The organism is Cohnella caldifontis, assembly GCF_029360585.1.
Taxonomy (GTDB): domain Bacteria; phylum Bacillota; class Bacilli; order Paenibacillales; family Paenibacillaceae; genus Cohnella; species Cohnella caldifontis.
Genome location: NZ_JAQZSJ010000012.1, coordinates 1 through 22,780 on the forward strand (window position 1 = coordinate 1; position 22,780 = coordinate 22,780).

The following is a 22,780-nucleotide window of genomic DNA, read 5'->3' on the forward strand; positions in this document are numbered from 1 at the left end:
TCGCGTTTGCGATCGTATGAGCGAATTAGTGGATGCGGTACGCTATTTCATCCTGCATACGGTTGAATTACGGATTGTTACCGCACTCCATTCCCTTGGGCGTTAGTACGGGTTCATGCGTCGTTGACGGGCTTTACCATAAAAGCTGAACCTCGATAGAAGTAATTCAAACGGATTATGCTATGATAGAAAATAACTTATTTCCGAAGGAGCTTTCCCGCATCATGACGAACCCGCCTACCGGCGACCAAGCGCTCATCAAACGAATCAATACCGCTATCGTTCTGGAAGCGATCTTGCGCGGGGCCCCGCTGTCGCGGGCCCAAATCTCGGAGCGGACCGGCCTGAACAAGGCGACGGTGTCCAGCCTGGTGCAGGATTTGATCGACGGGTCCGTCGTCCGCGAGATCGGCACGGGCGTCTCCAGCGGCGGACGGAAGCCCGTCATGCTGGATTTCGTGGCGGAAGCGGGGCATGCCGTCGGCCTGGACCTCGGCGTCAACTACATCCGCGGCGTGTTGACCGATTTGAGGGGTAACGTCGTAACGGAGTCGGAATTGGCTTTGAAACGCCATGACCCCGAGACCGTGCTCGAGGAAGCTTTCCGCTGCATCGACGGGCTGATCGGGCAAGCCCCTTCGTCCGCGTACGGCATCACCGGAATCGGCGTCGGGGTGCCCGGGCTGGTGGACGAATCGGGCACGGTACTGTTCGCTCCGAACCTGCAATGGCGCGACGTTCCCTTGCGGCGGATCCTGGCCGAGCGTTATGGCGTTCCGGTCGCGATCGATAACGAAGCGAACGCCGGCGCGCTGGGCGAGCGGATTTTCGGAGCCGGACGCAGCATCGACAACCTCGTGTATGTCAGCGTGGGAATCGGGATCGGGACCGGGCTCATTTTGCGCAAGGAGCTTTACAAAGGGGCCTCCGGTTTTTCCGGGGAAATGGGCCACCTGTCCGTCGAGGCATTCGGAAAGCCCTGTTCTTGCGGCAATCGGGGCTGTTGGGAAATGTACGCCTCCGAGCAGGCGCTGCTGGACAAAGCGGCGGAGCTGGGCTTCGAAGATTTGGAGAGCCTCCTGGCCGGAGCGGAGTCGGGGCGTCCCGAGGTGCTGGCGCTGCTCGAGGAAACCGGGGAATACCTCGGCATCGGCATCGCCAACATCGTGAACGTGTTCAATCCGGATGCCGTCATTATCGGGAACCGCATGAGCCAAGCCCGTCCCTGGATCGAAAACGTCCTGCGCCGCACCGTCGTCCAGCGCTCGCTGGGCTTCCATCTCCGCAGCGTGCAGCTGCTGTTCGCGGAACTCGGTCAGCGCTCGGCTGTCATGGGTGCCGCTCAGACCGCGATCGCCGGCTTTTTCGAACGGTTGAAATCCGCTTGAGCGAGGGCTGCAAGTCGGGTAAGCGGCCGGTCCTCCGCAGCCCATTAAGTCGGTCCCACCGACTTATCCTTCTCGGTTCGGGTTCTCCGCGGCCCATTAAGTCGGTCCCACCGACTTATCCTTCTCCATTCAGGCACTCAGCAGCCCATTAAGTCGGTCTCACCGACTTATCCTTCTTCGTTCAGGCACTCCGCGGCCCATTAAGTCGGTCCCACCGACTTATCCTTCTTCGTTCAGGCACACCGCAGCCCATTAAGTCGGTCTCAACGACTTATCCTTCTCGGTTCGGGCCCCACGCGGCCCATTAAGTCAGTCCCACCGACTTATCCTTCTCGGTTCGGGCCCCACGCGGCCCATTAAGTCGGTCCCACCGACTTATCCTTCTCCGTTCAGGCACTCCGCAGCCCATTAAGTCGGTCCCACCGACTTATCCTTCTCCGTTCCGGCATCCATCCCTTTTATATCAGTAAGCCTCGGTTGGGAATTCAATTCATGCGGTAAAATATTCATGTCATATATTATCGAATAAATATATAATGATAGAAAATGGTTCGGACAGGATGGATCAACATGATGGTTCAAGAGGGAATCGTAGCGGAATTGACGGAAATGGCGGAGCTCCTGAAAATCCTGGGCGAACCGATGCGGCTTGCGATTTTGGCGCTGCTGCAAGAGAGAGAGCTCAGCGTTACGGCCATTACAAAACTGCTTCAGGCCAGCCAGCCCAATACGAGCCAACATTTGCGCAAGCTTCGGAGCGCCGGTCTGATCCGAGAAACCAAGCGCGGTCAGTTTGTGTACTATTCGCTGAACTTAGAGGAGTACCCGGACCTGAAGATTTTCCTCTCCCAACTTCCCGGACGGGCAACCCGCCTCAACGAGCTGGCCCAATTGACCATGTACGACGATACCGATGAGTGAGGTCGATCCTGAGGTTTTTATTCAACCAAGTTAACTGCTGATTTCCGCTAAATAGATGATCTCCTCTTCTATTTCTGTACACACGCCACGTTTTCCGCCATATAGATGACCTCATCACCTATTTCCGCTCCCTGCTATGCAAACGGCTCGTTACAAGGTGTCCCTTTCACGACTCGCGCAACAAAAAAGAGAGGACACGGTTCCCCGTCTCCCCTCTTCGGCGCATGCGCGCGATTTACCCTCATGACACATCTGCGCGAATTTTCTTCCGAGCAAAACGCGAGGCGAGAATCCCCCTCATTGCATGCGTGAGAACTCCCCCGCGCAGCACGCGAGAACCCCCTTCACAGCACGCGTGTGAACTCCGGCCTCACAAGCCACGCCTCACGAGAGTTCCCGCCTCCGAGTTCACCCGCGAAAACCCTATTCACGCCGCCCATCTACCCGTTACGCCTGACGAACCTTGCCGCTTGCCCGGTCGGACGGCAGCAGATAAGCCAGCAACCCCAAAATCGGCAGTCCGCTGCAGAAGAACATGACGTCGGTCAGCCCGAACATATCCGCGGCTTTTCCCAGAACGACCGCGCCGATCGCGCCCATCCCGAAAGCCAGGCCCGTCGTCAGCCCGGACGCCATGCCCACCTTGGACGGCATGAGATGCTGCGCGTAAACGACCGTGACGGAGAACCCGGACAGGATGATGAAGCCGAGCACGGTGATGACGGGATACACCCAAGCGAGCGGCAAGTGCGGCAAGAGCAAGGCGAGCGGCGCCGCCCCGGCGATCGACAAGACGATCATGTTTTTCATGCCGATCCGGTCGGCCATAACCCCCCCGAAGAACGTCCCCGCCACGCCCGACATCAGGAACAGGAACAGCGGAAACTGCGCTTGTTCGGTCGTCAGCCCGTAGTGTTCTTTCAAAAAGAATTGATAAAAGCTGCTGATCGAAGCATGATACCAAGACCGCGCGAACACGAGGAAAATCAGCAATCCCATCGCGAACTTCACGCGGGGATGGCTGGCCTCGGCCATCGCCCCCGCTCCCGCTTTCGATCCGGAGCGCCGGGCCGCCTTCATTTCGTCCCACGCCGCGAGCTGCCGCTTATACCACGGGACCAGCACCAGGAGAACCGCGATCGCGAGGCCCGCTAGCACCGTCCCCCACACGGCCCCGGTTTGTCCGAGCGGCGCGAAAATATAAACCGTCATCAGCGGAGCCAAGGAACTTCCCGCGTTCCCGCCGACCTGGTAGACCGACTGCGCGAATCCCCTTCGCCCTCCGGCCGCCAAGTATACGATCCTCGATCCCTCGGGATGGAAAATCGCGGAGCCTAAGCCGATGAACACGACCGACAGCAGGACGAACCAGAAATTCGGAGAATACGCGATCCCCAGCATCCCGATCAAGCTCAGCCCCATCCCCACGGGCAGCATGTACGGGGAAGAACGGCGATCCGTGTAAGACCCGACCACGGGCTGCATGACCGAGGACGTCATGTTCAGCGCGAACAGGATCCAGCCGACTTGGGTATACGTGAGATGAAGCGATTCCTCCAAAATGGTGAACATGGCAGGCACGACGGCCTGCATGGAATCGTTGAGCAGATGCACGAGACTGACGGCCAGCAGCACGGGCAAGACGGTTGCCGTCACCAGCGCGGTTTTGCGCAATTCCGTTGCGGATGATGACATGGAAGTTCCCCCTTCGTTTCCCAAGAACAATATGTTTCCTATGATAACACGGACGATTCGAGATGTCGCCGTTTCCTGAAATGTCCTCGTTTGGGGAAAAATAAACGGATGCCCGGGAGTAACTAGCCGGCGTTCCGATCAACTTTATTGCGCGATGCCACGTCTAATTCGCATCCGCAGGAAAGGGGAACTCACCATGAACACCGCTTCGCGTTTCCGCTGGACCGCATGGCTGCTCGGCTTGTCGCTTCTGCTGGCCGCGGCCGGCTGCACCGGCGGCAATACCTCCCATTCCGGAGACGCTTCCGGCACGGGATCGCCGCCCGTCGCTTCGTCCTCTCCTCCGTCATCGGCCCCGGCCGAATCTTCGCCCGCCGCCTCTCCGTCCGCGTCGCCGCCCGCGGCTTCGTCGCCGGCCGCGCCGAAGCCGATCGGCTCCACGCCCAACCCGACGGTAGAGGTACCCGTCAACCCGCCACCCGTCTCCAAGGATTTGAAAGGCGACACCCGGACGACCGGCGCCGTATACGCCGTCCGAATGGCCGACCCGCAGACGGGCTGGACGGGCGGGGACGGGTGGATCGCACGAACGACCGACGGCGGCAAACATTGGACCGTGCAGCTGCGGCCGCAATTCCGCGTGCTCCAAATTTTCGCGCTGAACGCGAACAAAGCTTGGGCGACGCTTGATATCGGCGACAAAAGAGGCGCGAAGCTGATCCGTACGACCGACGGCGGAAAAACCTGGACCGATGCCGGCGTCGTGCCGAGCTACGGGTTCTTCCATTTCGTATCGGACAAAGAAGCTTTCAGCAGCCGCTTCCGGACAACCGACGGCGGCAAAACGTGGACCGCCCTCCCGACTCCAGGCAAGCTGGCCGGGGAAGCCTACTTCCATGACGCCGCGAACGGATGGGCCGTCACGAACGGAACGAAGGGCTTTTCGATCCTCAGAACGACGGACGGCGGCCAATCGTGGAAGACCGTATTTACCCGGGATTCGATCGTGCTGCCGACGGACGCGATCATCCGATCCGCCGGCAAGAACGATGCCTGGGTGGAGCTGGTCGGCAACGCCGGCATGTCGCAGCGGTCCTACTCCCTGTTTCACACGACCGACGGCGGCAAGACGTGGCAGCCCGTCGTCGCCAACTCGGGCGCAGGCTCGGGTCCGGCTCCCGGGTTCGCGATGGACGAGAACAAAGTCCCCCGGAACGGCGGCTCGTCGCCCGGCACCCTATACGTCGTGAATACGCGCGTCGCGTTCCTGGGCGGACAATGCCAAGCCTGCGACAACCCGAATACCCTTGGCAAAACGACCGACGGGGGCAAAACATGGAAGAACCTGACGCCCCAGTATCCCGGTTACGCCCCGCAGCAAATCGCGGCGACGGATGCCGATCACGTCTGGTGGATCAACGCCGACTCCGTCGAACCGTCCCGCATGTACGTCACGTCGGACGGCGGCAAGCATTGGACGTTGACGCACACGTTCGATAAGCCGAAAGGTTGAGGAAACGACGGCGCCCGAACCGAATATGCAAGAGGCCTATGCCGCATGCATAGGCCTCTCCCTTTTTTAAACCGACGGATCCGTCATTCTCCTCCGCCCTTTCGGTTCCGATCAAATCGTCGCCTTTCGCAGCATGCCGTAAGAGCCCAGTCCGAGCAGCACGGCAACCAGCAGCAGCCACGGCGTCAAATCGTTGAGCGTATGGAAGTTCGCTTCCACCCACCGGCCGATATCGTCCCACCGCTCAAAATAAGTCAAGAGAAGCGGTCCCACGATGAAGACGAGAAGCGCGACGAGTCCGAAGGCATATAAGCCGAACTTGCCGAATCTGCGATATACGGCGGAGATGAAGAAGCCGATCAGAATCAAAGTCATGAGCAGCGTGAAATGCGTCGCGGCTTGCAGCCACGCGGGTCCTTCATGGACAAACGGCAGGTGGAAGAAATGCAGGCCCACGCCCCACCCGTTCAGCCACCCGGCTTCCGCCTCGGACAGCAGGATCAATACGACCGTCGTGATCGCGCTCGAACTGGCCGTCGCCGCCAACGTCCCCCAGAAGTAATCCGTCCGGCGAACGCCCATCCCCAGCGCGAACGGGAACGTTTGGGCCAGAATCACGATCCCCGCGACGAACACGTAGACGTAGATCGAGGACAGCCCGCCCGTATAAATGCCTTCCTCCGGCCGCACCCCCGCGCCGACGATGAGGTTGACGACGAAGCTGAAGCCGCAAATCACCCAAGGCAGGACCAACACGGAGAATTTATCGCGCCAATGCATCCGGAAAATGCCAAGCGTTCGGTTCATCGGTCATTCGCCGCCTTTCTTTGCGTATTTTCCTGGGTTAAATGGACGATGAGCTGCTGCACGGACACGGAAGCCAGCTCCAGATTCAGCGATCCCGCCTGCCGGCGCGTCCCTTCGTCCATCACGCCCAGCAGCGTCGCGGAGGCCAGGGACCCGAACGTTTCCCGCGCGATCACCTGGTCCTCGCGGCCGGACGCGAACGCCTCCACTTTGGACGCCGTTCCCGCCACGGAGTATGCCCGGCCGCGCAACTCGTCCGCGTCTTCGTCCAGCAAGATCCGGCCGCCGTCGATGACGAGGAGGTGTTCCAGCAGCGGGCTCGCTTCATCGATCAGGTGCGTGGACAAGACGACCGTGCGCGGGTGTTCCGTATAATCTTCCATTAACCGGTCGTAGAAAATCTTCCTCGCCACCGCATCCAGACCGAGATACGGCTCGTCGAAGATGGTCAGCGGCGCGCGGGATGCCAGCCCGACCACGATCCCGACGGAAGAGAGCATGCCGCGGGACAGCTTTTTCATTTTCCGCTTGACCGGCAGCCTGAATTCCTCCACGAGAGACGCCGCGAATGCCCGGTCCCAGTTCGGAAACAGCATGGCGGCCGTCTCCAGCACGTCTCGGACGCTAAAATAGTCGGGATACTTCTGGCTCTCCTTCACGATGCATACCCGGCTGAGCACGCGCCCGTTCTCGAAGGGCTCCTCGCCGAACACCTTCAGCTCCCCCCTCGTCGGGAAAGTCTGGGCGGTGATCATGTTCATGATCGTCGTCTTGCCTGCCCCGTTCCGGCCCAGCAAGCCGTAAATCCGATTCTCCTCGAGCGCGAAGCTGACGTCCTTGACCGCGTCGAAGCCGCCGTACGATTTGGTCAGCCCTTTCGCGTATACGACTTGGCTCATTCCGCTTGCTCCCCTTTCCGGATCATTTCGGTCAATTGGTCTGTCGTTATTCCCAACTTCGCCGCTTCGCGAACCATGGCTACGACGTATTGCTCGTAGAATTGCGATTTCCGCTTCTCCCTCAGCTGCACGCGGGCCCCCTCTTTCACGAACATGCCGACACCCCTCTTTTTATACAAAATACCTTCGTCCACCAGAAGATTCACTCCTTTGGCCGCCGTCGCCGGGTTGATCCGGTACAGCGCCGCGAATTGATTCGTGGACGGTACCTGCGTTTCTTCCGGAAGTTCGCCTTCGATGATGTCGTCTTCGATTTTCTCCGCGATCTGCACGAAGATCGGGCGGCTGTCGTCCATCGAGTTTAGCATCCGTGGTTCACCACCTAACTGGTTCATTACTTATGTAACTAACTATAGATGTGACCGTCTGGAAAGTCAAGGGGCATTTTGGAAAATAAAAAAACCTTCTCCCGACGCTCGGAAGAAGGCCTTGAACTACGCTTGCGATGGTTATGACGCTTTGGCCGACCGGGTCTGCGGCACGAAGTGGACCGCGAGCGCGCCGATGCCCTGCATGGCCACCTTGACCGCGATTTGCCCCGCGACGGCGTAACCGACGAGGCTCCAGGGCAGGAAGCCGGCGCCAAGAGGCGACAGGCCGATGACGACGAAAATGACGCTGTCGAGGACCCCGCCCACGATTCCGCTGTACAGCACCTTGACGGACATCGGCAGCCGGAGACGGGTATAGATTTCCGTGTCCGCCGTCTCCGAGCAGAGGAACGTGAGCGCGGACGCCGCCGTGATCCACAGCGTGTCGCCCAGCGCGTAAGAAGAGGCCGCGGAGAGGACCATCGCGGCGGCGATGGCCGCATACGTTCTTTTCCGGCCGATCGCGTTTTGCACCAAATCCCGGAGAATGAAAGTCGCTCCGATCAGGAACGAGCCCGCGGGGATAATCAGCTTGCCCCATACGATCGGATCGTTGCTGGCCGTGATCACGTTGGCGAGCACGATGGCGAGCAAATAAAGTACGATCATCAGCGGTTTCATCGCTTTCGTTCCTCCTTTACCGGTTATCCACTTTCTCGGGATACAAATCGTGGTTCAGCAGGCGGTGCTCCGCCATGGCTTCGTACTTCGTACCGGGACGGCCGTAATTGCAGTACGGGTCGATGGAAATGCCGCCCCGCGGCGTGAATTTGCCCCAAACCTCGATATAGCGGGGGTTCATGAGCGCGATCAGGTCGTTCATGATGACGTTCACGCAGTCCTCATGGAAGTCCCCGTGGTTGCGGAAGCTGAACAAGTAGAGCTTGAGCGACTTGCTCTCGACCATTTTCACGTCCGGAATATAGGAAATGTAAAGCGTGGCGAAATCGGGCTGCCCCGTCATCGGGCATAGGCTGGTAAATTCCGGGCAATTGAATTTGACGAAATAGTCCCGGCCCGGATGCTTGTTGTCGAACGTCTCCAGCACCTCGGGAGCATACTGCGACGGATAACGGGTTCCTTGGCTGCCGAGTTGCGAAATGTCCTTCAATTCTTCCGGGCTTCTTCCGGCATGCGCCATAAAAAAATCTCCTCCTTGTTTCTCGCGGCGAATTGCGCCTGGCAACGAGAAAGAAGAACGAGATTCGCTTCGTAACCAACTAAAAACAAAGATGCGCAAATCCGGCAGACGGCGCCAAAAAAGCGGCCGCGGCGGAATGCGATCCGATCTTAGTTTTTTATAGAGGGAGTTCGCGAACCTCTCCCGGCCGTCCGATCGGCAAGCCGGATTTTCTTCTTCGGTTGTCAACGGATAGAATACCACAGCCCAGGCGGATTGGCTAGCCTTCGCGGTTTCCAACCTGGGAATAGAGACATAGATCGACGGAAAGAGATAGGTCTCTGGACAGATCTGCCAATATTACTTATAATTTGACCAAACGATAAAGGCAAACTTGCCGAAAGGCAAGGACGCAAAACTTCAGGCCTACGGGGGGCGGCGATCGGGCCGCGGTTCTCCCTATGGCGGCTGGGTTGCCGAAGCATGGGATCGCGTTTGGCGACCAGACCCCGGCATCCAATCTTCCAGCGAAGAAGGATGCTTATCTGCGTTTGGCCGACCGTCAAAAAGGAAGCGTTTTCTCTCCGCTCCGACGCTTTATCGGTTGATTGGCAGTCCGCAACGATTCGAGGAGGTAGCCATGCAGGTTAACCGGTATGAAGATCTCATTGGAATGCTCACCCTTCATCCGATTATGGACGGCAGAGGGGTGCTGTTGATCCCGGAAGACACGATCATCGGGCCCCAACATATCGAGAAGCTGGAAAATTTCAAAATCGATCCGTACGATATCCACGTGCAGCCGGCTGCGGCAGCCGCCCCGGAAACGGCTCCCGCAGCCGCGGCTTTGGGCGGGCCGGCGGATGAACGGGAGCTGGTACGGAAGACGGAATCCCGCCTTTACGATTTGGAAAAGCTGGCGCTATCGGACGGCAAAGTGCCGGTCTCGGACCTGGAAAGCCAGGTGCTGCCCCTGATCATGGAGGCCGCGCGCAAACGCAATTTGTTCCAGCTGTTCGCGGATTTGAAATCCGCTTCCGACTATCGTTACAAGCAAACGATCGGGGTCGTCTTTATGTCCGCCGCGCTGGGCAAATGGCTTAGGCTGGACGACAAGGAGCTTTCCCTGCTGACCACCGCCGCCAGCCTCTACGACATCGGGTCGGCCAAGCTCCCTTCCTATTTGTTGAACAAGCCCGGCGCGTTCCATCCCAGCGAGTGGGAAATCATGAAAGAACACACCGTCTTAGGGCATGAAATCCTGAAGGAATCCGGGGTGGACTCCCGCGTCGCGCTCGTCGCCCTGCAGCACCACGAACGGGAGGACGGCAGCGGATACCCCCATCGGCTGAAAAGCGAAGACATCGATCCGCTCAGCAAAATCGTCGCTTTGGCGGACGTATACGTCGCGATGACGTCCGAACGGCCGTACAGGCCCGCCTACACCTTCTACGAAGTGGTCAAGGAAATCCACGAGTCGATCATCCGCGGCCGCTTCGACTCCCGGATCGGCATGACGTTCCTGAACGGATTGATGAACGCGCAAATCGGCAGCGAAGTGCTGCTGTCCGACGGCAGAAGCGGGAAAATCCTGCTGATCAATCCGAACTATCCGGCCAGCCCGCTCATTTCCGTCGGCGACGAATTCCTCGATTTGTGCAAATCGGACGCCGTCCGGATCCAGGAGATCGTCGGCTGATCCGTAACCGCAACGTTTTCGTGCGTGAAGCACCCGCCGTTTGTTCCCGGATCTCCGGGGCAGGCGGCGTTTTTTATTTTCAAGGAGGGGATGGGACGATGAACCACTTTGAGGAAGCGTTCGAGGCGTTTTTGGCGCGCCAGAAGGCGGAAGCGACCGGCATGCGCCGGGAGATGCTGGACCGCGATCTGACAGGTACCAAGAAATTGTGCGAGGCGTTGTGGCGCGTCTTCGGCACGTTCGAGGATATGGAATTGGAGTATGAGCTGGTGAGCGAAACGGGCGTGAAGATTTACGTGGACGTGTTTCATCGTAAGTTGGGAATCGCGTTTGAGGCGGAAGGTTACGTCGTGCATGCCGAGAAGATCACGCGGGAGCGTCACTCTTTCGAGCAAATGCGCATTCGTTCCATCATGAAGCTGAATCTGAAGTATATGCCGTTCAGTTGGGACGAACTGGACAAAAAACCGGAAGCCTGCGCCCGCTCCGTGTATGAAGCTTTGGGGAGATGGGGAAACGGACGGGACGGCAAATGGATGGAGATGTCCGTGTATGAAAGGGAGATTCTCCGTTGCGGTCTCGTAAATATCGGGGCTTTTTCGATGTCGGATGCATGCCGGTGGATCGGATTAAAGGAGGATGCAACGCGGGAGTGGATACGAAAGCTACTCGACAAACAATTGCTTCATATGGAAGGTGGCAGTGAAAAGCGATTTTACCGTTTCCGTGTCGCTGATGAGGTATACAGACTGATGTAACAGTCTCAGCGAAACGGCCTCATGGCAAGCAACGTCATTTTGAAACTCCGGAGCTTTGCACCGGGCCGATGTACGGAAAAGTCGGACAACGGCGGCGGTTTTGCTGAAATAGCGGGCCGATGTACGGAAAAGTCGGATAACGGCGGCGGTTTTGCTGGAATAGCGGGCCGATGTACGGAAAAGTCGGACAACGGCGGCGGTTTTGCTGAAATAGCGGGCCGATGTACGGAAAAGTCGGACAACGGCGGCGGTTTTGCTGGAATAGCGGGCCGATGTACGGAAAAGTCGGACAACGGCGGCGGTTTTGCTGGAATAGCGGGCCGATGTACGGAAAAGTCGGACAACGGCGGCGGTTTTGCTGGAATAGCGGGCCGATGTACGGAAAAGTCGGACAACGGCGGCGGTTTTGCTGGAATAGCGGGCCGATGTACGGAAAAGTCGGACAACGGCGGCGGTTTTGCTGGAATAGCGGGCCGATGTACGGAAAAGTCGGACAACGGCGGCGGTTTTGCTGGAATAGCGGGCCGATGTACGGAAAAGTCGGACAACGGCGGCGGTTTTGCTGGAATAGCGGGCCGATGTACGGAAAAGTCGGACAACGGCGGCGGTTTTGCTGGAATAGCGGGCCGATGTACGGAAAAGTCGGACAACGGCGGCGGTTTTGCTGGAATAGCGGGCCGATGTACGGAAAAGTCGGACAACGGCGGCGGTTTTGCTGGAATAGCGGGCCGATGTACGGAAAAGTCGGACAACGGCGGCGGTTTTGCTGGAATAGCGGGCCGATGTACGGAAAAGTCGGACAACGGCGGCGGTTTTGCTGGAATAGCGGGCCGATGTACGGAAAAGTCGGACAACGGCGGCGGTTTTGCTGGAATAGCGGGCCGATGTACGGAAAAGTCGGACAACGGCGGCAGTTTTGCTGGAATAGCGGGCCGATGTACGGAAAAGTCGGACAACGGCGCTCGATAAAAAGCAAAAGCTCCTCGCGAACCCTTGCGGGATCGGAGGAGCTTTCTTGATGAAGGACGAATCGGCTTAATCCAGCGCGTAATCGGCCAAGCCGAGCGGCAGCGGCGCCGGCTTGTCGCACGTGCTTTGCATCAAGTAATGCTTGCCTTGCTCGGACGCGTCATGGAACCCGTGCATCGCTTCCAGCACGTGATAGGCCATGGCCCCGTTCGCCCGATGTTTGCGGCCGCTTAGGATCGCTTTGGCCATGTCGGCCGCTCCGACGCCGCGGGCGTTTTCCGTTTTGGCGTGGGTCAGCGGGATTTGCGACCATTCCGACGAGCCGGCTCTCTTCACGGACACCGGTCCGCCGAACGTGTTCGGGTCCGGTACGACGAGCGTGCCTTGGCTGCCGTAAATTTCGATGCGCGGCAGCGTGGAGCCGCCCGCGACGTCGAACGAGGTGAGCAGCATCCCGACCGGGCCGGAGGCGAAGTCGATCACGCCGGCGATGTGGGTCGGCGTCTCTACCTGCAGCACTTTGCCGAATTTCGGCTTGCTGGTGATCTTACGCTCGGGATGCGTGATCCGAGCCGAGCCCGTGACGCGGGCGATCGGCCCGAGCAGGGCGATCATCGCGGTCAAGTAATACGGGCCCATATCGAACATCGGGCCGCCGCCCTTCTCGTAGAAGAACTCCGGAGAAGGATGCCAGCTTTCCGGCCCGGAACTCATCATGAAAGCCGTCGCGCCGATCGGCGTGCCGATCCAGCCGTCCTCGATCAGCTTCACGCAAGTCTGGATGCCGCCTCCCAGGAACGTGTCCGGAGCGCTGCCGACGCGCAAGCCTTTCTTCTCGGCGAGCGCCAGCAACTGCAGGCCTTCCTCGCGGGTAACGGCAAGGGGCTTCTCCCCGTAGACGTGCTTGCCGGCTTCCAGCGCTTTCATGCCGACCGCCGCGTGCGCCTGCGGGATCGTCAGGTTGATCACCATCTGAACCTCCGGATCGGCCAGCAGCTCATCGACCGTGCAGCCGCGGATGCCGTGCTCCTCCGCTTTCTCTTTCGCCCGCTCCACGTCGATGTCGGCGCAAGCGACGACTTCCATGGAATCGAACCGCTTGCCGTTCTGCAAATAAATCCCGCTGATGTTGCCCGTTCCGATAATGCCGACCTTCAATTTCTCCATGCTTGCGTTCCCCCTTATGCTAGTCTTGCGATCAGCCTTTGCCTTGCGCGGCCCAGAGGAACCCGCGCCTCATCAGTTCCAATACCGGCGGCATCCGGACGATATCCGCCTGGTGGCCCAGCGAATTATAGAACACCCGGCCGACTCCCCAACGCTTCGTCCACACGACCGGCATGTCGACGGGTTTGTTCAGGGAGTGGGGACCCGGCACGGTCGGGAACCGCGTGGTGGCCAGCACCTCCACGGCAGGGTCGACGTGCATGTAATATTGCTCGCTCTTGACGGGGAAATCCTCGATTCCTTCCACGAGGGGGCTGGAATTGGCCGTGATGTTCACGGTATACTCCACGCCGTCGTTGCCGGGATGCGCGACCCATTGGCCCCCCGTCATGAACTGCCATTCCACGTTCTCGCGGAAGGAGTCGCACATGCCGCCGTGGCAGCCGGCCAAGCCGACGCCGCTCTGTACCGCTTCCGACACGTTGGTCGCCAGCTGCGGTTCGATTTTGCCCATCGTCCAGACCGGCACGATCAGGTCGAGCGTCTTCAGTTTATCGGCATCCGCGAACTCCTCCAACTGGTCCGATACTTCGGCTCGGAAGCCTTCTTTCTCCAGAAGCCCCCGGAAAATGCCCGCGACTTCCTCCGGCTGGTGTCCGTCCCAGCCTCCCCAAACGATCAATGCTTGTTTCATAGCGATTCCCCTTTCCGTTCTCCGCAGGATTGCCGGATCACGAGCGTCGGAGTCAGCTGCTCCGAGAACGGCTCCGCGTCTCCCGTCGGCGTCTTCGTTGCTTGATCCAGCACTTTCTCCGCGGCCAGTCTTCCCATTTCGTAGAAAGGCACGCGCACCGAAGTCAGCGGCGGCTCGCTCATTCGCGCCGCGTCGGAATCGTCGTAAGCGGCGATGGCGAGATCGTCCGGCAGCGCGCATCCCCGGTCGCGGAGGCCTTTCATCAGCCCGATGGCCATCCGGTCATTGGCGACGAACAAGGCGTCAAGCCGGTCGAAATCGGCATGGACACGCTCCGCCGCCGCGTTCCCGCTCGTCCAGCTGTAATTGCCGGGGTACACCAAGGAGTCATCCGGTTCGATGCCTGCTTCTTGAAGCGCCTTCCGATATCCCGTCAGCCGATCCGCGCTGTTGGAATATTGGGGCGCCCCGTTCAGAAAGCCGATGCTGCGGTATCCTTTGCCCAGCAGATGCCGGACGGCCCGATAGGCCCCTTCCACGTGGTCCGCGGCGATTTTCCCGATCGAGAATTCCGGAAAATGCTGATCCATCACGCAGCAGGGCAGCCCCTCCTCCGCGGCTTTGCGGATGCCCGCAACCTCGGCGGGCAGCGAACTTGCGCCGAGGATGACCGCGGCATCGATGCGCCGGGTTCGGAAGAGCGACACGTAGTCGTATTCTTCAGCCGGGTTGCGGAACAGCAGCAGCAATCCGTATCCGCGTTCATGCACCGTCTGCCCGATGCCGCTTAAGATCTCCGAGAAGTAGTACGTCGAGAACAGGTGGACCTTGGGCACGTGCGGCAGCACGACGCCGAGGTTCCCGCTGCGGCCCCGCGCGAAGCTGGATGCGACCGCGTTCAGATGATAGCCCAGCCGCTCGGCGGCGTCCAAGACGCGATCGCGGGTTGACTCCCGGATCGGGCCGACGCCGTTCAGCACCCGGGACACGGTCGCTTCGGAAACGCCCGCGAGATCGGCCACTTCTTTGCGTGTCGCCATGTCATATTCCCCCCAAAAGTGACGCAAAGGCCTGTTGCTTATTCCGATTCCTTTTGGCGGTGCCCCTATACAAAATGTACGCGCGTACATTATCTCATCGGCCTGACTTCAAGTCAATGTGCGAAACTAAAAAAAGGCGGGTCCGAAGACCCGCCTTGCCTTGAACTCCGATCAATGCGCTTTCTGCTGGGCCATGATCTTGCCATGGGACGGCAAGAACAACACGGAGAGCAGATTGGCGGCCGTAATGGCAAGCAGCAGCAGGAACACGCCGTGCATGCCCGACGTTAGCTCCGTCACCGTCGGCGTATCCGAAGTGACGTAATGGTTGAAAATCGTGCCGAACACCGCGACGCCAACCGTCTGTCCGAGCGACCGCATGAGCGCGTTCGCCGCATTGGCGACGCCCCGCATTTCCCAGCCGACGACCGATTGCACGATGACGTTGGACGGCGTCGAGAGGAAGCCCATGCCGAAGCCGAAGACGATCATGATTCCGATCCAATACGCGAAGGGAGAATCCACGTTCAATGCGGCCAGCCAAGCGCCGGCCGCGACGACGACGACCCCGCCGAACACGACGGATGCCTTGATGCCCACCCGGTACATGATGCGTCCCACGATTACCGAGGCGATCGGCCAAGCGATCGACATCGGCATGACGGTGTAGCCGGAGCCGGTCGCGGTATGGCCGAGCACCGACTGGATCCAGATCGGCGCATAAATCGTAATGCCCGTCGTCACGCTGAACGCCAGGAAGCCGGTGACGTTGACCACGTTCATTACTTTGATTTTGAAAATGGACAGCGGCATCATCGGCTCCGCGGCCTTCTTCTCGACCCACAGGAACAGGAGGATGAACACGGCGGCGGCGACGAAAAGCCCGATAATCGTCCCGGAATTCCACGGATGCTGCTCGCCGCCGCTTAGCAGCGCGTACAACAGCGACGTCAGCGCGATCGTAAACGTAAGCGCGCCGAGGTAGTCAATCTTTTTCTTCTTCCGCTCGAAGCTCTCGTGCAGGAAGCCGATGACCAGGACCAGCGCAATGATGCCGATCGGCACGTTGATGAAGAAGATCCAGCGCCAGGTCACGTAATCGACGAAATAGCCGCCGACGAGAGGACCCAGCAGCCCGGCTACCGACCACACGGAGCCGAACACGCCCATCATTTTGGCGCGTTTCTCGCCGGGGAAAATATCGCCAACGATCGTGAAGCACACCGTGTTCAGCGCGCCGGCCCCGATCCCTTGAAGCGCCCGGAACCAGATCAGGGCGGTCATCGAGTGGGCCAAGCCGCATAGAACCGAACCGAGGACGAACACCACCGTGCCGATCACGAACACGATTTTCCGTCCGAACAGGTCGGCCAGCTTGCCGAATATCGGGGTCGTGACGCAGGTCGTCAGCGTATAGATCGAGAACACCCAGCTGATAAGGCTTAAGCCTTGCAGTTCTTTCGTGATTTCGGGCATGGCCGTGGCCACGACGGTGACGTCCAGCGCCCCGATGAACAAGGCGGCCAGAAGGCCGATGGTGACCATGTTGACGTTGGTGCGATTAGACAAGGAAGTTGCCTTCTTTCCGAATAGGTTGTTTTGGCGGAAGACATACATTTCATACCTTTATGTATGCTTACCCATTATCGGAAAGGTCCCAAGACTTGTCAATAAGCGGCTTGTCCCGTCAGGTATTCCAACAGGACGACCGCTTGATTATGCCGCTCGTCCCGCGCTCCGTAGAGCAGCGTCACCGGACCGTTCTCTGCCCACGCGTTCAATCGCCCTATGCAAGGACGGACCCGTACCTCAGCCAGCTCGGCCTCGTATCGGCTCCGGAATTCCCCGAATCGTTCCGGGTCATGCCCGAACCAGGCGCACAAAGCGGAGCTGGGCGCAACGTCCTTCATCCATTCGTCCAGCCTCGCCCGCTCTTTGGAGATCCCCCTCGGCCACAGGCGGTCCACCAGCACACGGACGCCGTCGGATTCCTCGGCCGGTTCGTAAATCCGCTTGATCCGGAAATTCCCGGTTTCGCCCATTCCGTTTCCTCTCCCTTCAACTTCCGGGGACGGCGGCCAGGCATACGACAACGCACATAGGCGACGCGCCCGGATTGCGGATCGACATCTCCTCGTCCCCTTCGCATTGTACCGCGTCGCCCGCCTGAATGTCCTGCTCTTCGCCGTCTACCCGGATCGTTCCGCTTCCTTCCCGCACCCACAAAGTCACCCGCGAACCGGGATGCTTGTGGGGCGGGATGGATTGGCCGGGGAGGAAATTCAATACGAAAAAAGCTCCGCCTTCCCCGTGGAAGATCGTTTTCTTCGTGAACCGGCTATCGTCGAATTGTCGGAAATCGTCCAGCTTCGCTCGTTTCATCGCGTATTGCGCCTCCTTTATAATGGGGGAGATTCGTACGGGAAGGAGAGAAGAACGATATGGATCCGCGCGTTCCGGACATTCGGCAAATCCCCCTGTTTCGGGATCTGAGAACCGCGAGCCGCAATAGACTTCCTCCCGGATCGGCGTAGAACCCCATTTCATGCTGCTCCCCCATGTGGTCAGGCTTCCTCCGCGATCACGAATCGACGTGCGGCATTCGTCAGCATCCGGAACATCATCGTCCGCGGATTTCCTTCCAAGCCGATTTCGTCCATCGCCTCACGCATGCATGACAGCCAAGCCTCCGCACGCTCCGGCGTAATCGGAAAACGTTCGTGGATGATCCGCATGTTCCCGAAGCCGTAACGGTCCGTGTACAGCGAAGGGCCTCCGGTGAACGGAGTCAGAAACAAATACTGCTTCGCCCGGTTTGTGATGGAGATCGCAATCCGGCCGCGCGGGAAATACCGCCCGGTTCATCCCTGATACTTCCGGATCAATTCCACCCGCAGCTGCCAGGCGGCCGGGCTTAAGTACACCCGGTACACTTCGGGGTTCAGCTTGCGCAAGTACTCCGGCCAGAACAGCCCCGTCTGCTCCGCGTGGCTTCGGCGGATTTCGTCCAGCCCGGGCCGGGCGTACACGCATGCTCCCCGCTCGAATACCGGCCGCAAAAGCGGAATCGCCTCGTAGTCCTCGACGGTTTTATTCCAATAGGGATGCGCGGGATCGACCAGCTCCAGCGGCTTGCCGGCCGGAAGTTCCTCTCCCCGGAGCGCGACGTAATCGGCCGCCGCTTTCCCTGTCCGCTTGTCCACGATCCGATAGACGTCCTTGACGCCGGGATTGGATACTTTCTCCGGGTTGCCGGAAATTTTGATGACGGGCACGAGAGCGCCATCGTCCGCCTCCCGGGCTACCAACTTGTAGACGCCGCCGAGATAAGGCTGATCCGCCGCGGTGATGAGCTGCGTGCCGACGCCCCAGATGTCGATCTGCGCGTTCTGGGCTTTCAAATCCAGAATGATGTTCTCGTCCAAATCGTTCGACGCGATGATTTTAACGTCTTTAAGACCGGCATCGTCCAGCATCTCGCGGGCTTTCTTGGAAGTGTAGGCCAAGTCGCCGCTGTCGATGCGGATCGATTCCAGCCGTTTGCCTGCCGCCTCCAGCCGTTTGGCGGTCCGAATCGCGTTGGGCACGCCGCTTCGCAGCGTATCGTAAGTGTCGACCAATAAAGATACGTGGTCGGGTAACGCCTGGGCGTAGCGGAGGAACGCTTCCTCCTCGCTGTCGTGGTCCTGCACCCAGGAATGCGCATGCGTCCCCTTGACGGGAATGCCGAACAACGCCCCGGCCCTCATGTTCGAGGTCGCGTGAAAGCCCGCCAAATAGGCCGCCCTCGCCCCCCACACCGCGGCATCCGCCTCCTGCGCCCGTCTCGTCCCGAACTCCAGGAGAACGTCGTCCGGAGCCACCCGTTTAATGCGGGACGCTTTGGTCGCCACCAGCGTTTGATAATTCATGAAATTGAGCAAGGCCGTCTCGACCAGCTGGGCTTCGAATATCCGCGCTTCCACCCGGAACAGCGGCTCGCCCGGAAACACCAAAGTCCCTTCCGCCGCCGAGCGAATGTCGCCGCTGAACCGGAACGCCCGCAGTTCGTCGTAGAACCCTTCGTCATAGCGCTCTTCCTGCTGCCGGAGATATTCGATGTCTTCCTCGGTGAACCGCAATCCGAGGATGTAGTCGATCATCCGGTCCAACCCCGCGAAAACGGCGTATCCGTTACCGAACGGCAGCTTGCGGAAATACGCCTCGAACGCGGCTTTCCGGCCCAGCGTCCCGTTCACCCAATGCGCGTACATCATGTTGATCTGGTATTTATCGGTATGGAGAGTCATTTTCTCCTCGTACATGCGGCATCACCTCTTGCATCCAATATCGTCAAAGGTCGACGCTTTTCATACTGCAGACGAAAAAGCCTCGGAGGAATTCCCCCGAAGCTTCCGTCTCGCCGAACGGTATCGGCTTAATGTTGACTTGCCAGGTAGTTGGCCAGTTGCTCGAACGTGCCTTCGAACCCTTGCGCCAGCATCGGCGCCATCGCTTCGTATGCTTCCTGTTCGGCGGCAGAGGCATTGAGTGGCCCGCCTTGCAGCGTCAGCACCGTCTTTCCCCCGTTTTCTTCGAGCGTGAGGATATTGAGAATCTCAAGCGGCCAGTTCGGATTGAACGGGGCGCGAACGGTATTCCCCTCTTCATCGGAGAAGGATTGGACCCATACCACTTTCTCCGGCGCCTGCACTTCCCGGTAAACGAACTTGCCCCACATGGCGTGCTGCCCGTCCGGGGACTTCTGGCAGCCGAGGAACATGCCGCCCGGACGGACGTCCATCTTGGCCACTTCGAGCGAGAAACCTTTGGGCCCCCACCAATTGCCGAAATGCGCCGGATCGGTCCACACCTTAAATACCAGTTCTCGAGGCGCGTTAAACTCGCGTTTCAATAAAAGTCCTTGCCGGCTGCTCATTTGAATTCCTCCTTGGGCTTTAGGGACGAACCGGTTTTCTTCAAATATAGGAGATAATCGGATAGACGGTCAAACCGTTCCTCCCACATGCCGCGAAACGATTCCAGCCATTCGTCCATTTCCATTAAAGGTTCCGGCCGCAGTCGGTAAATTCGCCGGTTGGCTTCCGCCCGTACTTCGACAAGACCGGCTTCGCTCAAAAACTTCAGATGCTTGGATGCCTGGGGTTGCCGAAGGTGCAGCCGTTCCGCGATTTCCCCGACCGAAAGCGGACCTTCGCGCAACAGTTCGATGATCAGCAAACGATTGGGTTCCGCAAGCGCGTTCAAGGTTGTCGGATTCATCGGCCCACCCCCGCGGTTTCGGTTACAGCGTGCCGGAGGCTTGCTTCAGAAGCCCCGACAGCAGGGCGAGGTCCGGAGTGTCGCCTTCCCGCAATTTGATCCACTTCCGTTCGGCGGGACCTTCGAATCCCTTCGGAAAGTCGATGCCGCCCGCATTCATGATCATGAACGAGATGGCGTCCTTCGAAGGCGAAATGACCGCCGCGTAATGTCCGTTTTTTAGAAAATGCGGTTTCTTGTACTGGATGCGTTCTTCGACGTTCGGAATCGTCTCCCGAACCATGTCCCGCAAGGTCGAACTGATCCCACCCTGCCAATTGGGCAAATTTTCGATGTAGGCGGTAACTTCCTGATTCACTTTGCATTTCCCTCCTCATTGGATCGTGCGCGCGGCTTTTGATTTCAATATACATCTTCCGGAATATTCTTGTCAAGGAATATTTTGATTTGGTTTCGGTACCCGGAATCCGGCGGATCAAGCTGCCGCGCGCAAAACCCCGCCGAACGCTGTCGGCGGGGATCCGGGTGTGCCGTCGATTTCCTCCATGAGGAGAAGGGAAACCGGCACTATTTTCCTGAGTGGATGTTACAGATTGACGCCTTTCATGCCGGCCTCCGGATAGCGGGTTCCGACCGCCGCGCCTTTGGGCGCCGCTTCTTCGATCCGCGCCGTCTCTTCCTTCGTGAGCTTCACGCCCGCGGCCCGGACGTTCTCCTCCAGCAGCGTTCTCCGCTTCGTTCCGGGAATCGGCGCGATATCGTCCCCTTGGGCCAGCAGCCAAGCCAGCGCCAACTGGGACGGGGTGCAGCCTTTCTCCTGGGCGATTTCCTCGATCCGCCGGACCAGCTCGAGGTTTTTCGCGAAGTTCTCCCCTTGGAAGCGCGGGGAGTTCCGGCGGTAATCGTCTTCGGCCAGGTCCTCGAAGCGCCGGATCTGCCCGGTCAGGAATCCCCGCCCGAGCGGGCTGTACGGCACGAAGCCGATGCCCAGTTCCCGGCACGCCGGCAAAATCTCGTCTTCCACGTCCCGGCTCCAGAGGGAATATTCCGTCTGCAGCGCCGTGATCGGATGCACCGCATGGGCCCTCCGGATCGTGGCCGGCGCGGCTTCGGAGAGACCTAAATACCGGACCTTGCCTTCGCTCACCAGTTCCGCCATCGCGCCGACGGTCTCCTCGATCGGCGTATTCGGGTCGACCCGGTGCTGGTAATACAGATCGATGCAATCCACGCCCAAGCGGCGCAGGCTCGCTTCGCAGGCGCTCTTCACGTATTCGGGGCGGCCATTGATACCGAGAAACTTGCCGTCCTCGCTTCTGACGTTGCCGAATTTCGTGGCGATGACCGCTTCCTGCCGCCTGCCTTTCAGCGCGCGGCCGACGAGCTCTTCGTTGCGGCCCACGCCGTACATGTCCGCCGTATCGAAGAACGTCACGCCGAGCTCGAGCGCCCGGCGGACGGTGCGGACGGCCTCCTCCTCATCCCTTCCGGCGTAAAAGTCGGACATCCCCATGCAGCCGAGTCCGAGCGCGGACACTTCCAATTTTCCGCCCAACTTGCGTTTTTCCATCTGCCATCCCGCCTTTCCCGAAATCGATGTTTTCATGCTGCCGAATCCTCTCCCCCAAACATACCGTATTTTTCCGTCCGCGCGCAAAGTTATGTCCAACGCGGATGGAACGTGGGATGAGTGGAGCGGCCGGCGGGACTCCGCTTGGCGAATCGCCGAAAAAAAAGAACCGTACATTGTACGGTTCTCTTCTCGTCCGGCTTCCTCCGGGTGGACGGGATCTTCCCGCCGCCTCCCATCCTAGCGAACGCAGGAAGCCGCGTCCGTGCGTCACGGCTTCGAATCGAAGACCGGCTCGGGCAAATCGTCGACCAGATGGGCGGCGCCGTTCACGTGGAACTGCAGCGCCCCTTCGATGCCCTGGAACGAATCGGCAGAAGTCCCGCCTACGAGCTTGAACGCGTAAGTCGTGCCGGCATCGTCCGCCGCGGCTGACGCGAAGATCGCCTCCCGCACCTGGGGGCTGGAAATGTCCAGCGGGGCCAAGCGGCTTTTCAGCTCCGGCTTCGCGGGTTCGAAGTACGCGTCAATGCCCGCGGCACGCTCCGCGACGGCTCCGATATCCCGATTCAGCACGGCGAGCACGAACCCTGCGGCCGTCCGCTCGTCCTCCGTCCGGGCGTCTTGCGAATGCGCCTGCCACCATGCGGCATCTCCTCCTTCTCCCGTCGTGAACAAGTCGGGGGCTGCCGAAGCCGTCTGCGTTTCAACCGCCTGCGCGCCGGGCGAAGAGGGCTGCGGCGTTTGGGCTTGCGCGCCGCATCCGGCCAGCAGCACGCCCATCGCGGCGGCAAGCAGCAACGTTCTTTTCATCGCTCCATCATCCTTTCTAAGCTGTCATCCTGTT

Annotated in this window: 25 protein-coding genes and 2 riboswitches; of the genes, 6 read left to right on the plus strand and 19 right to left on the minus strand. The window is 59.5% G+C overall.

All coding sequences use genetic code 11. The features are described from left to right. The first annotated feature begins 224 nt into the window (after positions 1–224). Positions 225–1,388, plus strand: a complete 1,164-nt coding sequence (locus PTZ19_RS16445; RefSeq protein WP_276356168.1) for an ROK family transcriptional regulator — start codon at positions 225–227, stop codon at positions 1,386–1,388. A 570-nt stretch (positions 1,389–1,958) separates the two neighbouring features. Beyond that, positions 1,959–2,309 (plus strand): ArsR/SmtB family transcription factor, encoded by a 351-nt coding sequence (locus PTZ19_RS16450; protein WP_276356169.1) that lies wholly within the window; start codon positions 1,959–1,961, stop codon positions 2,307–2,309. A gap of 447 nt (positions 2,310–2,756) precedes the next feature. On the opposite strand, the gene PTZ19_RS16455 is transcribed toward PTZ19_RS16450, so the two are convergent. Continuing rightward, positions 2,757–4,004: an MFS transporter gene (locus PTZ19_RS16455; RefSeq protein WP_276356170.1), complete on the minus strand. Its 1,248-nt coding sequence runs from the start codon at positions 4,002–4,004 to the stop codon at positions 2,757–2,759. A gap of 196 nt (positions 4,005–4,200) precedes the next feature. On the opposite strand from PTZ19_RS16455, the gene PTZ19_RS16460 reads away from it, so the two are divergent. Beyond that, a complete protein-coding gene (locus PTZ19_RS16460) occupies positions 4,201–5,517 on the plus strand; it encodes a WD40/YVTN/BNR-like repeat-containing protein (protein ID WP_276356171.1) in 1,317 nt (438 codons plus the stop codon). Between the two features lie 111 nt (positions 5,518–5,628). On the opposite strand, the gene PTZ19_RS16465 is transcribed toward PTZ19_RS16460, so the two are convergent. The 5 genes from PTZ19_RS16465 to queF all read right to left on the minus strand — a co-directional run bounded on the left by PTZ19_RS16465 (position 5,629) and on the right by queF (position 8,795). Beyond that, positions 5,629–6,324, minus strand: coding sequence for a hypothetical protein (locus tag PTZ19_RS16465; protein WP_276356172.1), 696 nt, complete (start codon positions 6,322–6,324; stop codon positions 5,629–5,631). Next, entirely contained in the window at positions 6,321–7,223 is a 903-nt protein-coding gene (locus PTZ19_RS16470) for an ABC transporter ATP-binding protein (RefSeq protein WP_276356173.1), read from the minus strand. Before PTZ19_RS16470 ends, PTZ19_RS16465 begins: the two co-directional genes overlap by 4 nt. Further along, positions 7,220–7,591 carry a GntR family transcriptional regulator gene (locus PTZ19_RS16475; protein WP_276356174.1) on the minus strand — a complete coding sequence of 124 codons (372 nt, stop codon included), beginning with the start codon at positions 7,589–7,591 and terminating at the stop codon, positions 7,220–7,222. Before PTZ19_RS16475 ends, PTZ19_RS16470 begins: the two co-directional genes overlap by 4 nt. A 141-nt stretch (positions 7,592–7,732) precedes the next feature. Beyond that, the gene (locus tag PTZ19_RS16480) at positions 7,733–8,266 is read right to left on the minus strand and encodes a VUT family protein (RefSeq protein WP_276356285.1); all 534 of its coding nucleotides are present in this window, start codon (positions 8,264–8,266) and stop codon (positions 7,733–7,735) included. 25 nt (positions 8,267–8,291) lie between these two features. Then, positions 8,292–8,795 carry a preQ(1) synthase gene (gene queF / locus PTZ19_RS16485; protein WP_276356175.1) on the minus strand — a complete coding sequence of 168 codons (504 nt, stop codon included), beginning with the start codon at positions 8,793–8,795 and terminating at the stop codon, positions 8,292–8,294. Positions 8,796–8,943: 148 nt separating this feature from the next. After that, positions 8,944–8,982, minus strand: a riboswitch (PreQ1 riboswitch). A 169-nt stretch (positions 8,983–9,151) separates the two neighbouring features. Further along, positions 9,152–9,255, plus strand: a riboswitch (cyclic di-GMP riboswitch). Positions 9,256–9,414: 159 nt separating this feature from the next. Between queF and PTZ19_RS16490 the strand changes: the two genes are divergently transcribed. The 3 genes from PTZ19_RS16490 to PTZ19_RS16500 all read left to right on the plus strand — a co-directional run bounded on the left by PTZ19_RS16490 (position 9,415) and on the right by PTZ19_RS16500 (position 12,200). Next, on the plus strand, positions 9,415–10,473 hold the full coding sequence (locus tag PTZ19_RS16490; protein WP_276356176.1) for an HD-GYP domain-containing protein: 1,059 nt from the start codon (positions 9,415–9,417) through the stop codon (positions 10,471–10,473). 98 nt (positions 10,474–10,571) lie between these two features. After that, positions 10,572–11,231, plus strand: coding sequence for a hypothetical protein (locus PTZ19_RS16495; protein ID WP_276356177.1), 660 nt, complete (start codon positions 10,572–10,574; stop codon positions 11,229–11,231). Between the two features lie 21 nt (positions 11,232–11,252). Next, positions 11,253–12,200, plus strand: coding sequence for a hypothetical protein (locus PTZ19_RS16500; RefSeq protein WP_276356178.1), 948 nt, complete (start codon positions 11,253–11,255; stop codon positions 12,198–12,200). Positions 12,201–12,266: 66 nt separating this feature from the next. Here the strand turns inward: PTZ19_RS16500 and PTZ19_RS16505 are convergent, their stop codons facing one another. From PTZ19_RS16505 to PTZ19_RS16565, 13 genes are all read right to left on the minus strand, one after another. Further along, on the minus strand, positions 12,267–13,367 hold the full coding sequence (locus PTZ19_RS16505) for a Gfo/Idh/MocA family protein (protein ID WP_276356179.1): 1,101 nt from the start codon (positions 13,365–13,367) through the stop codon (positions 12,267–12,269). Between the two features lie 31 nt (positions 13,368–13,398). Further along, the gene (locus tag PTZ19_RS16510; protein WP_276356180.1) at positions 13,399–14,061 is read right to left on the minus strand and encodes a ThuA domain-containing protein; all 663 of its coding nucleotides are present in this window, start codon (positions 14,059–14,061) and stop codon (positions 13,399–13,401) included. Then, entirely contained in the window at positions 14,058–15,101 is a 1,044-nt protein-coding gene (locus tag PTZ19_RS16515; protein ID WP_276356181.1) for a LacI family DNA-binding transcriptional regulator, read from the minus strand. Before PTZ19_RS16515 ends, PTZ19_RS16510 begins: the two co-directional genes overlap by 4 nt. A 171-nt stretch (positions 15,102–15,272) precedes the next feature. Further along, positions 15,273–16,670 (minus strand): MDR family MFS transporter, encoded by a 1,398-nt coding sequence (locus PTZ19_RS16520; RefSeq protein ID WP_276356182.1) that lies wholly within the window; start codon positions 16,668–16,670, stop codon positions 15,273–15,275. A gap of 98 nt (positions 16,671–16,768) precedes the next feature. After that, positions 16,769–17,143 (minus strand): DUF488 domain-containing protein, encoded by a 375-nt coding sequence (locus tag PTZ19_RS16525; RefSeq protein ID WP_276356183.1) that lies wholly within the window; start codon positions 17,141–17,143, stop codon positions 16,769–16,771. Between the two features lie 16 nt (positions 17,144–17,159). Next, positions 17,160–17,483, minus strand: coding sequence for a cupin domain-containing protein (locus PTZ19_RS16530; RefSeq protein ID WP_276356184.1), 324 nt, complete (start codon positions 17,481–17,483; stop codon positions 17,160–17,162). Between the two features lie 182 nt (positions 17,484–17,665). Beyond that, positions 17,666–17,935 (minus strand): globin domain-containing protein, encoded by a 270-nt coding sequence (locus PTZ19_RS16535; protein ID WP_339329338.1) that lies wholly within the window; start codon positions 17,933–17,935, stop codon positions 17,666–17,668. Between the two features lie 27 nt (positions 17,936–17,962). Beyond that, positions 17,963–19,405, minus strand: a complete 1,443-nt coding sequence (locus tag PTZ19_RS16540) for a nicotinate phosphoribosyltransferase (RefSeq protein WP_276356185.1) — start codon at positions 19,403–19,405, stop codon at positions 17,963–17,965. 113 nt (positions 19,406–19,518) lie between these two features. Then, a complete protein-coding gene (locus PTZ19_RS16545; protein WP_339329337.1) occupies positions 19,519–20,019 on the minus strand; it encodes an SRPBCC family protein in 501 nt (166 codons plus the stop codon). Continuing rightward, positions 20,016–20,363, minus strand: coding sequence for an ArsR/SmtB family transcription factor (locus tag PTZ19_RS16550; RefSeq protein WP_276356186.1), 348 nt, complete (start codon positions 20,361–20,363; stop codon positions 20,016–20,018). The genes PTZ19_RS16545 and PTZ19_RS16550 overlap by 4 nt, the downstream gene beginning before the upstream one ends. Positions 20,364–20,385: 22 nt before the next feature. Beyond that, positions 20,386–20,721: a DUF1801 domain-containing protein gene (locus tag PTZ19_RS16555; protein WP_276356187.1), complete on the minus strand. Its 336-nt coding sequence runs from the start codon at positions 20,719–20,721 to the stop codon at positions 20,386–20,388. A 228-nt stretch (positions 20,722–20,949) separates the two neighbouring features. Beyond that, the gene (locus PTZ19_RS16560) at positions 20,950–21,933 is read right to left on the minus strand and encodes an aldo/keto reductase (protein WP_276356188.1); all 984 of its coding nucleotides are present in this window, start codon (positions 21,931–21,933) and stop codon (positions 20,950–20,952) included. A gap of 270 nt (positions 21,934–22,203) precedes the next feature. Beyond that, positions 22,204–22,746, minus strand: coding sequence for a hypothetical protein (locus PTZ19_RS16565; RefSeq protein ID WP_276356189.1), 543 nt, complete (start codon positions 22,744–22,746; stop codon positions 22,204–22,206). Positions 22,747–22,780 lie beyond the last annotated feature (34 nt).